11 protein-coding genes are annotated in these 12083 nt (G+C 46.6%); 8 read left to right on the top strand and 3 right to left on the bottom strand.

Annotation, left to right across the window (positions count from 1 at the left end):
• Window positions 1–6 precede the first annotated feature (6 nt).
• Complete coding sequence (locus tag VCHENC03_RS22355) at window positions 7–1257, top strand: aromatic amino acid transporter (protein WP_009704573.1); 1251 nt, start codon at window positions 7–9, stop codon at window positions 1255–1257.
• Between the two features lie 228 nt (window positions 1258–1485).
• A complete protein-coding gene (locus VCHENC03_RS22360; RefSeq protein WP_050554358.1) occupies window positions 1486–2637 on the top strand; it encodes a carbohydrate porin in 1152 nt (383 codons plus the stop codon).
• 211 nt (window positions 2638–2848) lie between these two features.
• Here the strand turns inward: VCHENC03_RS22360 and VCHENC03_RS22365 are convergent, their stop codons facing one another.
• The 3 genes from VCHENC03_RS22365 to VCHENC03_RS22375 form a co-directional block, all read right to left on the bottom strand.
• A complete protein-coding gene (locus tag VCHENC03_RS22365; RefSeq protein WP_009704571.1) occupies window positions 2849–3541 on the bottom strand; it encodes an SDR family oxidoreductase in 693 nt (230 codons plus the stop codon).
• Between the two features lie 147 nt (window positions 3542–3688).
• Complete coding sequence (locus VCHENC03_RS22370) at window positions 3689–4387, bottom strand: IclR family transcriptional regulator (protein WP_009704570.1); 699 nt, start codon at window positions 4385–4387, stop codon at window positions 3689–3691.
• A 127-nt stretch (window positions 4388–4514) separates the two neighbouring features.
• Window positions 4515–5078, bottom strand: coding sequence for a carboxymuconolactone decarboxylase family protein (locus tag VCHENC03_RS22375; protein WP_009704569.1), 564 nt, complete (start codon window positions 5076–5078; stop codon window positions 4515–4517).
• 498 nt (window positions 5079–5576) lie between these two features.
• Here VCHENC03_RS22375 and VCHENC03_RS22380 point away from each other — a divergent pair, with 498 nt between their 5' ends.
• The 6 genes from VCHENC03_RS22380 to VCHENC03_RS22400 all read left to right on the top strand — a co-directional run bounded on the left by VCHENC03_RS22380 (window position 5577) and on the right by VCHENC03_RS22400 (window position 12069).
• A complete protein-coding gene (locus tag VCHENC03_RS22380; protein WP_005443034.1) occupies window positions 5577–6512 on the top strand; it encodes a universal stress protein in 936 nt (311 codons plus the stop codon).
• Window positions 6513–6595: 83 nt separating this feature from the next.
• Window positions 6596–6787 carry a hypothetical protein gene (locus tag VCHENC03_RS22385; RefSeq protein WP_009699168.1) on the top strand — a complete coding sequence of 64 codons (192 nt, stop codon included), beginning with the start codon at window positions 6596–6598 and terminating at the stop codon, window positions 6785–6787.
• A 299-nt stretch (window positions 6788–7086) separates the two neighbouring features.
• Window positions 7087–9693 (top strand): hydrogen gas-evolving membrane-bound hydrogenase subunit E, encoded by a 2607-nt coding sequence (gene mbhE / locus VCHENC03_RS0125350; protein WP_050554364.1) that lies wholly within the window; start codon window positions 7087–7089, stop codon window positions 9691–9693.
• Window positions 9693–10046 carry a Na+/H+ antiporter subunit C gene (locus VCHENC03_RS22390; protein WP_009704566.1) on the top strand — a complete coding sequence of 118 codons (354 nt, stop codon included), beginning with the start codon at window positions 9693–9695 and terminating at the stop codon, window positions 10044–10046. The genes mbhE and VCHENC03_RS22390 overlap by 1 nt, the downstream gene beginning before the upstream one ends.
• Entirely contained in the window at window positions 10043–11596 is a 1554-nt protein-coding gene (locus tag VCHENC03_RS22395; RefSeq protein ID WP_009704565.1) for a proton-conducting transporter transmembrane domain-containing protein, read from the top strand. Before VCHENC03_RS22390 ends, VCHENC03_RS22395 begins: the two co-directional genes overlap by 4 nt.
• Complete coding sequence (locus tag VCHENC03_RS22400) at window positions 11593–12069, top strand: Na+/H+ antiporter subunit E (protein ID WP_009704564.1); 477 nt, start codon at window positions 11593–11595, stop codon at window positions 12067–12069. Before VCHENC03_RS22395 ends, VCHENC03_RS22400 begins: the two co-directional genes overlap by 4 nt.
• Window positions 12070–12083 lie beyond the last annotated feature (14 nt).

Here is a 12083-nt window from a genome sequence, read left to right as displayed (position 1 = left end):
ATCAGTATGAATAAGTCTCCCTCTGTTTATGGTGGTGCTTGTATTATTGCGTGTGTTTGTGTTGGTGCTGGTATGCTTGGCTTGCCTACCGCAGCATCAGGCGCATGGACATGGTGGGCGTTGCTGATTCTATTCGGCACTATGATCATCATGACGTTCTCCGGTTGGCTTCTGCTTGAAGCGTACTCTTCCTTTCCTTACAAAGCATCGTTCAGCACGGTAACTGAAACCGTGTTAGGTAAACCTATCAGTATCATCAATAACTTAGCGGTGTATTTTGTTGGCGGTATCCTGTTGTACGCCTACATTACCTCTGCTGGGTTGGTATTGGCGGATATGTTTTCAGTCAATGCCAAAGTGACCTCATTATTGTATGTGATGGTGTTTTCTTTTTTCGTTTGGCATTCAACGCGTTGGGTGGACCGAATTTCAGTATTGTTGATCCTTTTCATGGTTATCTCGTTTGTGTTTGGGATCTCAGGATTAGCAAGCCAAATCGACCTGTCCGTGTTGTTGAATTCCGGTGACGAGGGCGCGAACTACGTGCTTTACGTGGCGCCTATGTTGCCAATTGCGCTTGCTTCGTTTGGTTATCATCACTCGGTGTCTTCCTTGCGAGACTACTACCAAAGCGAACGTAAAGCGGGTAAGGCGTTGATTGGCGGAACGGTGATTGCGTTTGTGGTTTATAGCGCTTGGCTGCTCTCAATATACGGAAATTTACCTCGTGGTGAATTCAGCCATGTCATTGAAGCGGGTGGCAATGCAGATGCGCTTTTGAATCAACTGAGCAAAGTGATTGAAGTGACGTTTATCTCACAAGTCATCAGTGCCTTCTCTGTCGCTGCTATTTTATCAAGCTTTATTGGAGTAGGGCTTGGCGTATTTGATTTCCTTGCCGACCTATTCAAATTTGATGACACCAAAGAAGGTAGAACCAAAACTTGGTGCGTAACCTTTATCCCTCCACTGGTTCTCTCTTTGCTATTCCCGTTTGGGTTTCTTATTGCCATCGGCTATGCAGCGTTCGCTGCGGCAATCTGGGCCTGTATTATTCCAGCGGCTCTGGTTGTCAAACTGAGAGCTCAGCGAAAAGCAGACGACAACAGCGAAGACTCTAACGATAAGAGTGCAGAGCCTACTTTTACGGTAAAGGGCGGAAGTGCTGTGCTGTGGGCTTCTTTGCTTTTTGGTATCGCGGTCATGGTCATCCACCTGCTGACATTACTTGATGTTATCCCCATGTTCACGGGATAAATCCAATATTCATGACGAATACTCGAATATAAAAGCCAACTAATATGACCTGAATTCGTTTTACGGATTGAAATGACACCTGATGTTTTCATTAAGGTGCGGATATCTCTATTTAAATTTCGATGTCCCATTTAAATGAATAGTCGGAGAGTTTCTCATCGAAGAAGGATTTTTTATTTAAGTATTTCGTCAAGCAATAACGATAGAAACAATTAAAGGACGTTAAAAATGACAATTAAATACAAGAAGAATAATCACTCGAACAGAAAATCAAAAAAACAAACAAGCGCTTTACAATACACTGGATTATTAGGTGTTTTGTTAAGTTCGGTGCCTGTGAGTGCAGCGTATGTCGACGGCAATTTGAAAATCAACGGAGATTACTTTCTTTTCGGTCTTGGCTCGGGTGCCGCGATGGAAGACAAAGACGACTATGCGGTTTCTGGTATCGGTCGTGTTACCGCAAACTGGACGGCGTTTGAGGATCAGAGTGGCAATGTTGGGCAAGTCCAGCTTCGAGTCGATCACAAACATCGTTTAACTAATGATGTACCGTTGATGTACATATTCGATAATTTAGGTGGTTACGGCATCATTCAACCTGCGTTCAGCGACATTGGTCTTCGATTAACCAATTTGTACTGGCGACAAGAGTTCAACCAACAAAATACCGAACTGATGGTCGGTTTCCTCGACAGTACAGATTATGTCGATACTTACGCGCTTGGCAATCCTTACGCTGGCTTTTCAAACCTCCAATTCAGCACCGGCGTAGGTACGATCCCCATCCCAGATGAGTCCACTTTAGGTTTCACTCTAAGGCATATTACTTCGGATAATTTTTATGGCTTAGTGAGCTTTTCGGATGCGCTCGCCGATTCAACGGAGCCGTTTGACGGGGTGAGCCAGATCGTGCGTGATAACCAGTACTTTAAGTCTTTGGAAATTGGTTGGATAGGGGCGAAAGATGCTTTCTATGTTCAGAACATCCACATGACCTTATGGCACAGTGATGGAAAACAGGAACAAGAAACGGAAAACTATGGTGTGAATGTTTCTGCAACCTACCTTATGGGGGATTGGATGCCATTTGTCAGAGCGGGTGTCTCACACGGCGACGAATCACTGTACGAATCATCGTTCACTTTCGGAACCGGATACTTAGGCTTTGATGGTAATACTTTGGGCATGGCCGTGGGATGGGCTAAGCCGAACTTACCGATGGAGATCGACGAGATAGTCAATGCGGAAGTCTACTACCGAATGCAATTTGGCGCACTGTCCTTGACTCCTAATCTTCAGTACGTCAGTGATTTAGCGTGGAATCCAAGCGAGGAAAATGCGTTGATCTTTGGCCTGCGAGCAAGACTAACGTTTTAATTCCGAATCGTAGAATCTTTGGTAAAAAAAAGCGCGGCGACGGCCGCGCGTGTCAAAGACCACAAGATACAAAGGAGTGTGTAGCTAATTGGATTGGAGAACTAACGTGTTGTTAGCGCCTTCATTCTCTCGTGTGGTCTTAAAGTCTCAACTAAATAATGGCTAATTAATGTGCCATGACAAAAGAAACTGGTTGGCTTCTTTGTATCGATTACCACTCAATGCTTGAGCCATCGAATACTCGGAAGCTGCCAGATTCTTCTAGCGTTAAGTTTGACGCAACATTAATAATGCCAGACACACTTTGCTCGGCGGTAAAGGTCGCGTCTTTGCCACCCATGTCGGTTTGTACCCAGCCCGGATGAATCGCCAACGTTTTCACTTCTTTCTCGCGTAGGTTTTGCGCTGCTGATACTAGAATTTGGTTCAGTGCCGCTTTAGACGTACGGTAGCTGTACATGTTGCCTGAGCTGTTATCACCAAGGCTTGCGACGCGAGTTGAGATACCGACGATGGTTTTGAGTTCACTAGCTGCAACGTTGTCTTGTAACGCTTGGATAAGTAGAGCAGGAGCAACGGTATTGATGGTTAGCACTTCTAGCCATTTAGATTGTGTCATTTCACCGAGTTTCGCGCAATCGTCACCAAGCACGCCTGCATTTAGGATCAAGTGGTCGATAGGGCGGCCATTCAGACTATCTGCTAGGGCATTGATGTCGGATTCTTTGGTTACATCGAGCGTTAATGGCTCAATGTTGTCGTTACTTTTTGCTAGTTCATTCAGTGCATTTGCTGATTCGGGCGCGCGACAGGCGGCTAGCACATGCCAACCTTTGTTTGCGTATTGACGAACAAACTCCAAACCAAGACCACGATTTGCACCAGTGATTAAAACAGTAGGCATAGGGAACTCCTAAACATTCATTGAGTATGTGGTGAGTTTAAGAGTGAACCGGAACAAAAGGCGCTAGAAAGGGAATAAACTTAGCAAGATTCGACAATGTCGAATTCAATAAGCTAAGTGGTTATTTTCCCGAGGATAGGAGGCGTGTTAGCGTTTCAAAAAGACGGACGCAAAATGAATTAAACGCTGCTGGTTTAGTTCTTTTGCATGACCGCTGACACCCGCGACGGCAACGAGCTCTCCTTCAAGATAGAGCGGGATGGCAAGGCAGTTTAAGTTCGGTTCCGCTTCTTCTAAGTCCAACGCATAACCATTGTCGGCAACCACGTTCAGTTCTTTCTCTAACGACGGGGAAAGTTGGTCTTGCAAGCGCAAGCGTCGTCGGAGTTCCTCATCAAAGGCCAAAAAGACCTTGCCGATTGCAGAGGTGGTTAGCCCCTCACGTTTGCCGCGTGGGCTGCGGATCGTTAGTGGGTTATCTCGTTCGATGGCATCCAGATAAAGGTATTCCTGTGCGCCACTTTGAACGGCAAGATAGGCGGTGTTATCTGTCAAGTGAGCCATCTTCTTTAAGAGAGAAGCAAAGTGCCGACGAATCGATTCGTCCTTTTGTTCAAGTGGCTTGGAGAGATCACGAAATCGCAGTCCCAATGTGTAGCCCTGTTTTACTCGAGAAACGTATCCCAACTCACTCATGGTCGCGAGTAAACCGTGCACCGTGGTTTTATTAAGCGCGACAGCTTCACTGACTTGCTGTAATGACATAGGCGCATTATGTAAAGAAAGCGCTTCTAGAATGGTAAAGCTTCGCTCAACGGATTGAATTCTTTTGGGTTCTTTGGACACGTTTTTACTCGGGTAACGGTGTGAGAAATGTGAAGGAACAAAGCCTGAGAATAGCTTCTCTTGTTAAATTAGAAAAGCCCAACGATCTGTCCATCGTTGGGCTTGTAAGTATTAGAAACTTCGGTGATTAACGTTCGCTAGGGTGTGTCCAAGCGAATTTCTCGAATGGCTTGTCTGGTTGAGTATGCGCTAGCGCATTGGTGAAGTTAGAAATCAGTTTCGCTGCCAATCCGGTTAATACCTCTAACGCTTGGCGCTGCGTGAAACCAGCATCCAAGAACGCTTGTAGTCTGTCGTCACCGATATGACCGCGGTTATCAAGTAACTCTTTAGTGAAATCATGCAAGGCTTGTAATTTTGCGTCTGGAATTGGTGTGCCTTCATGTAACGCTTCAATCACTTCATCTGGCATTTTGCCGGCTTTCATCATCCATGTGTGGCCAGGAATGCAGTAATGACACTTGTTTTCGAAGTTAGAGGTCATAAACACCACTTGTTGTTCAAGCGGACTGAGTGTGGTGTTTTTCATGAAGAGTTGAAACGTTTTGTTGTAAGCCTCGTACGTAGCAGGTGCTTCTGCGAGAACCGCATGAAGGTTAGGCAACATACCAAAACCTTTTAGCGATTGTTCAACTAATGCTTTTGATTCTTCGGGTGCCGTTTCAGCTGTGTAGTAAGTGAATTCAGTCATGAGTTTTCTCTCCGTGAGATTTTTGCACTGTGTGCCTGACATTGAATGTAAGCGCGTTCGCCAAATCGAACTGCGTTATGTGGTTTATTATGGTGACCTAGACCTTAATATCAATTAGTTAACTTTTAGTAACCTAGTATTGAGCTTGCTTTGAAGCTTGGGTTTAGTCGTTAAGTTATTAATTAACATAATTAAATTTTCGAATTTTGGATTTTCCTTTTATCTAAGGCGGGCTTTAAATTAGCCAGAATAAGCATAGTGTAAGATGCAAACATGAGTAGGGATGTTGGAAGTATGGACGGAAACTTCTAACCAATATTGACGTAATTTGTTACATATCACGGCCGGAGATGGGGGATTTTTGCACGTATTTGCGGTGATTTGTCACGTAAATAACTGAGTGAGAACAAATATCATTCACCTAATGAGTGGTTACAATTACGTGCTAGAAAAAGGCGGTTTGACTTGGTTAATATTTAGTCAATCAAGGAGGTGTGTATGAGACGATTCGAGAACATACTTTTTGCTACGCAAGGACTGCCAGGGCACAGTGACGCACTGGGTCAAGCGATCAGAATTGCGGCCAACAATCGCGTTCCGGTATCAGGTTTAATTGCCTGTCCAGACTTTCCTACCGATCTCGCTCAGTATCAACAAAGCTACGAGCAATCTTTGCACGATTCGCTTCAGCAGAGCGTGAAAAAATTACGTGAACAACACGACATTACTGAAGAGCAAGTGCCGTTTCCGCTGCGAGTTCAAAGCAGTGAGCAACCAGCGGTTTGCATCATCCAACAAGCCATTACCAATCATAACGACCTGATCATTAAAGAGGCTGAGCCGCTTAGTGAAGGAGCGGAGGGTTTTAAAGCGATAGACATGACGCTATTGCGCAAGTGTCCTTGCCCGGTATGGCTTCACCGACCAATTTCTAAACCCAGAGACAAACGACGTATTGCGGTTGCCGTGGATCCCATGACGGTCAGCGACGAGCAACAAGCGCTTTCGCGTCGATTGCTGGAGCTGTCTCGTTCGATTGCAGACACGTGCGACAGCCGATTACACATTATCTCTTGCTGGGAACACTACTTGGAGAACTATCTAGATAACCATGTCTGGATCCAAGTAGAAGAGGCGCAGTTGGCCAATGAAGTGTCTCGGGCGAAAGCAAATCATGAACAAGCACTACAACGCTTAATCGAGGACTCAGGTATCTCTGGTGAGATGGTGATTCATCATCTGCATGGTAAACCAGATGACCAAATTCCAGAGTGTGTCGATGAAACCGAAATCGATGTTTTGGTCATGGGCACCTTAGCTCGAACCGGTATTTCAGGGTTTGTGATTGGTAATACTGCCGAGAACATTCTGCAATCTATCAATTGCTCTTTGGTGGCGATGAAGCCAGAGGGTTTTGTATCCCCAATTAAATAACCAGTCATTCGCGAATATTGAAAGGAGAGACACTGAGGTAAGCACGATTACGACAGACTGATGACTTCTCAATGGAGGATGGTATGAAAAAACTGTGTCCTATTTGCCAAACTGAAATGGTTGAACGCTCGAACATTCATGTGTGTCCGAGAAACGAAATCGGCGACTGTTCTTACGATGCACTTAACTTTGTGCATGAAGAGTCGGCTTACGTACTAAACCAAGCCAACACCTTTAGCGACTTGCGTTCCTACGTCGTCCCCGACAGCAAGTAGCTCGAACCATTGAAAATATAAGTCTATATTGAAATGGATGATCGTGACTTAAGTTTTCAGCGGTCTGCTTCAAAGCCTTCGCATTCTAGATAATCCGTTCACCTGTCTTGCTCGGATTGCCTTTCTAACACCCAAATCGACAATTGTGGTTGAAGCCTGAAGTATCAGGAGAGGGCGGTCTTTCCGTTGATTCTATGAGTCACCATCCAAGTGTGAACCTAACGAAATGGATGGCGATATTGAATAGCGTAATAGGGAATAAAAACACACAAGGCTCAAAAGATCGTTCGTTGATTCTTATGATCTTTCCTTTGCTGCCAATGGTCATTTTCGTCTCGCTCATTAGTTGGTATGAGCCGGGAGGCGTAAGTTGGCAAGCGGCTTGGGTTCCGGGTTTAGATGTAAACCTGAGCTTCAAGTTGGATGGCTTGTCTTTCCTATTTGCATGTTTGATCAGCGGCATCGGTGCGCTTATCCAGATTTACGCACTGGCTTACCTGAAGGGGCATTCGTCTCGATTCTCTTTCCACCTGTATTTAACACTGTTCATGTTAGCCATGCTCGGAGTTGTCACGAGCGACAATATCCTGCTCCTTTTTGTGTTTTGGGAACTCACCACCATCACATCGTATCTTTTGATTGGCTTTAATCATGAGAAAGACAAATCCCGCAAGAACGCATTGCAATCTCTCATTGTCACTGGCGCTGGTGGCTTAGCGTTATTAGCTGGTTTGATACTGCTGGGTGAAATGGCTGGCAGTTATGAGATAAGTTCCATCGTCGCGCAAAGTGCGCTGATTGCACAACATGAATGGTTTTTGCCTTCGTTGATTCTGATCTTACTCGGTGCGTTTACTAAATCGGCGCAGTTTCCATTCCACTTCTGGTTACCCAATGCCATGGCAGCGCCAACGCCAGTGAGTGCCTATCTTCATTCTGCCACTATGGTGAAGGCTGGGGTGTACTTGCTTGCCCGTGTGTCACCTATCTATTCACACAGCGAGATTTGGTTTTACACGCTCGGTATTTTTGGCGGTTTTACCGCGATATGGTGCGCGCTGCTAGCACTTAAACAAACCGATCTGAAGCTAATGCTGGCATACAGCACGAACGTCGCCTTAGGTAAATTGGTGCTATTGATTGGCATGGGTACTGAGTTAGCAATGATGGCCGCGCTGCTGTTTATCTTGGCGCACTCGTTCTACAAAGCAGCGCTGTTTATGGTGGTAGGTAATATCGATAAAGCGACAGGGACGCGTGATATTCGCATGCTTCATGGTTTGAAAGCAGCACTGGTAATCAGTGTCACAGCCGCAATCCTTGCTGCCTTGTCTAAATCAGGTGTACCACCGCTACTCGGCTTCTTAAGCAAAGAGTACATGTACAAATCCGGTCTGGAAGTGAGTGTCATCCCAACTACGATATTCCTTCTGGTTAACGTCACCATGGTGGCATTAGCGTTGGCGTTGATCGTTAAACCTTTCTTCGCGACGTATGAAGGTAATCCAACGCCAGCCAAGGAAGTGGAAGCCAGTAAAGGGCTATGGATACCAGCAATGCTGCTTGCAGTAGTCAGTGTGCTTGCTCCGTTATTTGGCTTAGGTTGGATCAACAACAACGTGGTTATTCCGGGTGTTTTGTCGAGCTTGCCTGACTCCGCACCAGAGGCTGCCAAACTGTGGCAGGGCGTGAATCTGCCGTTGGCGCTCAGCGCATTAACTTTGTTACTCGGCTTTGTTTTGTATCGAGTCTACCCAAGGCTGTTGGTTGGTTGGCAGCGTAATGTACCCGTATTGCCAACAGCAGAATCCGTTTTCGACAACATCATGGCAGGTATGATGCGTTTGGCGAAATGGCAAACGCAGTTATTGCAGCAAAAGCGCTTAAGCCATTATGTGTTGTTGTTTTTTATCGTGCTGGCTGGATTGCTGTTAAGCAGCCCGTTAGTGATCCCACAAGCTCGCTTTGCTGCACTAGCAGACATTAGTTTCTACGAAATCAGCATTGCGCTACTGCTCATTGGGGCTGCCTTAGTTTGCACTTTTACCACGTCTCGTTTGCTGGCTGTCTCTGCCCTTGGCGTGGTGGGCTTTATGACCACCTTAGTCTTTATGCTTTACAGCGCACCAGATGTAGCGAAAACCTTATTGTTGGTAGAAACCTTGATGGTTGTATTTGTGGTGCTCTTGATACGCCACATCCCAGGTCTATTGACGGTAGCGCAACATACTGTACGTCGAAGATTACTGCATGGGGCGATAGCGGGTGTGATTGGTATGTCGGTAACGGCGTTATTGATAAACATCACCGCACAACCTTTAGATTCCACTCTGGCTGATTTCTTCGCAGAGAACAGCGTTCCCGGCGGGCATGGGCGCAACATCGTCAATGTGATTTTGGTCGATTTCCGAGCCTTCGATACGTTAGGCGAGGTGATTGTGGTCGTGATGGCGGGTATCGCTGCGGTGAGTTTGTTGAAAACGCACTATCACAAACGCAACCGTATCCGTTCCCTTATCTTTGCGACTACCGCACACATTGTTGCAGCGCTGATGTTGGTGTTCTCACTTTACCTTTTATTACGAGGTCACAACGAACCGGGTGGTGGCTTCATTGGAGCGCTGATCGCTGTAATTGGTTTTGCGCTACTGATGTTTGCAGAATCGCCAAAGTATGTTCGTGACCGCTTGTATTACGCGCCATTTAGCATTGCTCTGTTTGGCATTTTCTTAAGCTTTGTGGCTGGCCTAATGAGCTTTGCCTTCAATTTGCCTTTCTTAACGGGTTTGTGGTGGAAAGACATTCTGCCACTTGGCACACCGCTAATATTCGATGTCGGCATCTACCTCGCCATTATTGGTGGTGTGATGGGGATGTTACTGCGCGTAAATGAGGAGTTGGACTGATGGAAATACTATGGAGTCTCGTGGTCGGTGTGTTTGTCGCGGCTGGTGTCTATCTCATGCTTGAACGACACATCTTACGCTTACTATTCGGTTTGATCTTGCTGAGCAGTGCGGTGAACATCGCGATTTTCACTGCCGGACGTTTAACTCCCGGACTACCGCCATTGATCGAGGCGAATTCAGTGTTGCCACCAGAAGGTGCGGCAAACCCGCTTCCTCAAGCCTTAATTCTGACAGCGATTGTGATTGGCTTTGGCTTGTTGGTGTTCGCATTGATGCTGTTTTACCGCGCATATTCAGAAGCGGGCTCGGCAGATGTGGATGCGATGCGACGTTCTGAGGAGGACGAATGACGACGATTTGGTTGACGTTACCCGTAGTTGTTTCACTTCTTACCGCTGTCGCCATCTTCTGCGCGAAGCGCAACAAAGCGCTGGTGGATGCAATAAGCGGCACAAGTGCATTGGCAACCTTGGTGATTGCAGCATTGTTGACGCACGATGTCATCAACGGCGGTCCACAAGCAGTGGCATTCGGTCAATGGGCTGCGCCATTTGGCATTGTTTTTGTGGCGGATTATCTTGCCGTTGCCATGGTGATGGTGACGGCCATTATTGGTGTAGTGAGCGTGTTCTACGCCATGGGCGATCTGCAAGAAAAGGCGTCTTACGGCACGTTTCATGCGCTAATGCATGTCTTGTTGGCCGGCGTGTATGGAGCGTTTCTTACTGGCGACATTTTCAACCTCTACGTGTGGTTCGAGGTGATGTTGATAGCATCGTTTGGTTTGATGATCTTAGATGGATCAAAGCAACAAGTGGATGGGGCAGTGAAGTACGTGATGCTCAATCTAATATCGACCTTGGTCTTCTTGCTCGCGATTGGCTTGCTCTATGGCGCGACGGGGACTTTGAACCTCGCGGATTTACACGCCAAAGCCGCACTGATTCCGTCAGACACCAAAACCTTGCTCGCGGTACTGTTCCTATTCGCGTTTGCCATTAAAGCTGCGTTGTTCCCCGTTTTTGCTTGGCTGCCTGCTTCTTACCATACGTTGCCGAGCGCGGTTGTCGCACTATTCGCTGCGTTGCTCACCAAGGTTGGGGTGTACGCATTAATCCGTGTGTTCACCTTGATTTTCCCGCTATCAGAAAGCGGTTGGCAGCCGACTTTGATGTGGGTGGCAGGGCTTACGATGTTAACTGGCGTATTGGGGGCAGCGAGCCAGTACGACATTAAAAAGATTCTCTCTTTCCATATCATCAGCCAGATTGGTTACATGATCATGGGATTGGCGATCTACACGCCGCTTGCCATTGCAGGCGCGATTTTCTATATCGTGCACCACATCATAGTGAAAGCAAATTTATTCCTGATTGGCGGCTTTATCGAGCGTAAATATGGCTCGGGCAACCTGGGGCAATTGGGCGGCGTATACAAAGCCATGCCTTGGCTCGCTTTCTTGTTTCTCATTCCTGCATTCTCTTTAGCGGGGTTTCCACCTTTGTCGGGCTTCTGGGGCAAGTTCCTTGTCATCAAATCTAGCTTGCAAACCGAGTTGTATTGGCTTGCAGGGGCCGCGCTGTTAGTGGGTCTGTTAACGGTGTTCTCGATGACCAAGATCTGGAACGAGGTGTTTTGGAAAAAGCCTCAGCAAACACTCAAAGCTCAGCCAATGAACAAGTACACAAAAGGATTGTATTGCGTGCCAATAGCCACATTGACCACCTTAAGTCTGATTATTGGTTTGGCGGCCGAGCCTTTTTACCAATTTGCAGAACTCGCCGCAGAACAGTTGATTGAGCCCCAAGCTTATGTAAAAGCGGTTCTTGGAGAGAGTGCGTTGGCTGACAGTGCAATAGCTGAAACTGTGGCATTGAATACATCGGGAGGGAACCAATGATTTATCTGTTTTTGAATTTGTTTCTCGCTCTGGCTTGGATGTTGCTGAACGGCAATTATACAGGCACGAACTTCATTCTTGGTTTTGTGGTCGGCTTTTTGGCATTGCGACTTAGCCAACCGTTTGGGTTGAAAACCAGTTACTTTCGACGTTTCAGTGCTTTGGTCGGCCTGTTCATTTTCTTCTGTTATGAGATGGTGATATCCGTGGCCAGAGTTGTTTGGGATGTGGTCACGCCAACCCATTTGAGTGACCCTGATATTGTTTATGTGCCGCTAGATGTCGAATCAGATTTAGAGATCTCGTTGCTCGCCAACATGGTTTCACTTACACCGGGAAGCTTGAGCTTAGATGTCACGCCAGATAAGAAGCACATGGTTGTGCACGCGATGTTTGCACCCGAGCATGAAAAGGTAATTCGAGAAATCAAAGACGGCTTAGAAAAACGGATTTTGGAGGTGACGCGTGGCTGATGGATTACAAGTGG

It is taken from the genome of Vibrio sp. HENC-03 (assembly GCF_000305755.2).
In the GTDB taxonomy this organism is placed as follows: Bacteria; Pseudomonadota; Gammaproteobacteria; order Enterobacterales; family Vibrionaceae; genus Vibrio; species Vibrio owensii.
The sequence above is the reverse complement of the archived record's forward strand: the minus strand, read 5'-3'. Positions and strand labels throughout refer to the sequence as shown.

Excerpts from the sequence above, each read along its gene's own strand:
- mbhE (WP_050554364.1), top strand. The coding sequence starts at position 7,087 with ATGATCTTTCCTTTGCTGCCAATGGTCATTTTCGTCTCGCTCATTAGT.
- VCHENC03_RS22390 (WP_009704566.1), top strand. The coding sequence starts at position 9,693 with ATGGAAATACTATGGAGTCTCGTGGTCGGTGTGTTTGTCGCGGCTGGT.
- VCHENC03_RS22375 (WP_009704569.1), bottom strand. The coding sequence starts at position 5,078 with ATGACTGAATTCACTTACTACACAGCTGAAACGGCACCCGAAGAATCA.
- VCHENC03_RS22395 (WP_009704565.1), top strand. The coding sequence starts at position 10,043 with ATGACGACGATTTGGTTGACGTTACCCGTAGTTGTTTCACTTCTTACC.
- VCHENC03_RS22355 (WP_009704573.1), top strand. The coding sequence starts at position 7 with ATGAATAAGTCTCCCTCTGTTTATGGTGGTGCTTGTATTATTGCGTGT.
- VCHENC03_RS22365 (WP_009704571.1), bottom strand. The coding sequence starts at position 3,541 with ATGCCTACTGTTTTAATCACTGGTGCAAATCGTGGTCTTGGTTTGGAG.
- VCHENC03_RS22380 (WP_005443034.1), top strand. The coding sequence starts at position 5,577 with ATGAGACGATTCGAGAACATACTTTTTGCTACGCAAGGACTGCCAGGG.
- VCHENC03_RS22385 (WP_009699168.1), top strand. The coding sequence starts at position 6,596 with ATGAAAAAACTGTGTCCTATTTGCCAAACTGAAATGGTTGAACGCTCG.
- VCHENC03_RS22400 (WP_009704564.1), top strand. The coding sequence starts at position 11,593 with ATGATTTATCTGTTTTTGAATTTGTTTCTCGCTCTGGCTTGGATGTTG.
- VCHENC03_RS22360 (WP_050554358.1), top strand. The coding sequence starts at position 1,486 with ATGACAATTAAATACAAGAAGAATAATCACTCGAACAGAAAATCAAAA.